This window comes from Ligilactobacillus equi DSM 15833 = JCM 10991 (assembly GCF_000615765.1).
Lineage (GTDB): Bacteria > Bacillota > Bacilli > Lactobacillales > Lactobacillaceae > Ligilactobacillus > Ligilactobacillus equi.
In genome coordinates, this window is sequence record NZ_BAMI01000128.1 from 1 (window position 1) to 1,169 (window position 1,169).

The 1,169-nt window shown below is 38.0% G+C and carries 2 protein-coding genes; both read right to left on the bottom strand.

All coding sequences use genetic code 11. The features are described from left to right. Window positions 1–52: 52 nt before the first annotated feature. A complete protein-coding gene (locus JCM10991_RS11720) occupies window positions 53–295 on the bottom strand; it encodes a hypothetical protein (protein WP_025021590.1) in 243 nt (80 codons plus the stop codon). After that, on the bottom strand, window positions 285–989 hold the full coding sequence (locus JCM10991_RS11725; protein WP_025021591.1) for a hypothetical protein: 705 nt from the start codon (window positions 987–989) through the stop codon (window positions 285–287). Before JCM10991_RS11725 ends, JCM10991_RS11720 begins: the two co-directional genes overlap by 11 nt. Window positions 990–1,169: the final 180 nt, after the last annotated feature.

The following is a 1,169-nucleotide window of genomic DNA, read 5'->3' on the forward strand; positions in this document are numbered from 1 at the left end:
TATTCTTACACCTATTAAAAAGGCACCTAAGCCCCGCTTAGATACCTTCCTGTTATCCCTTTTCTGACTCACCTTCAGCTTCCAAACGCTCAAATATCGCCTTCTGATACTCAAACGCATCTGCATAGGAAACTTTCCCACTCATCCTCTCTTGGTAACTGGGATGTACACTTGGTTTTATATCATAGTCTATAATCATCTGCCCATCTTTTACGCCACGATTGTACATTTTAGCTACCCAATCTCCATGATGGTTGTAGTTATCTTTTAGTTCGATCTTCCCATCAGACTTCATAAGGCACGCCATTTGAAATAATCATGATGTTTTCTAAACCGTATTTATCAGATTTGATACCATAATCACCTACGCCACGATAAATCTTCAAATTAGCTTGTAGTTTAACTATGTCACCAATCGACAAGGTAGTAATTTTTTTGGCACTTCCCATTTTGTTCATCGATACCCAGATATGGCTATCAACGTACTTATTCTTCGGGAGATTATATATCATATTTCCGTTGATAAACGCTTGTAGGACTGGATTTTCTAGCAGTATCCTACTTTTTAAAGGCGTCTTCTCATTGTACTCAAAATCTGAGATAATTCCCGTCAGGACTATCTCATCTCCCTCGTATTCGGATAATAATGCTCGACTTGAAGGATTACTTAACGCCCGATTTGTTATGGTATGAGCTATTTCCATACGATAAACATTCAACAAGTGTTCATACTTTGCCTGCTTCTTTGTTAAGACTAAAAAAGTATCTCTTCCAAATACCGCTCCCGCTAAATCATCAAAGGCTTCCTGCACTTCTCTTTTCGCTTTATTCTCTCGCTCTTCTCGCTTAGATCGTTGTTCCTCTACCTTCTTTTCTAATTCATCTAACTTAGCCTCGATTTCTTCTGCACTCATCTCCCTTATTTGCTTCTCAACTTTTCTTGTTAGGAGTCTGCGAATCTCTTTACTTTTTCTGTACTTCTTTTTCATCGTTGTACCTCTCTTTTTTTCTTTTGTACCTCGCATTATTCTTCGGTTTTCTATCTGACTTTTAGGCTTGAAGGTGAATTTAAGCTTCAATCTTCTTGGCCACAATCTTATTATGGCATCTTACTTACCACTTGCAACCTATAACACTTGACACTTTAATCCGCATCATCTTTTCACTTC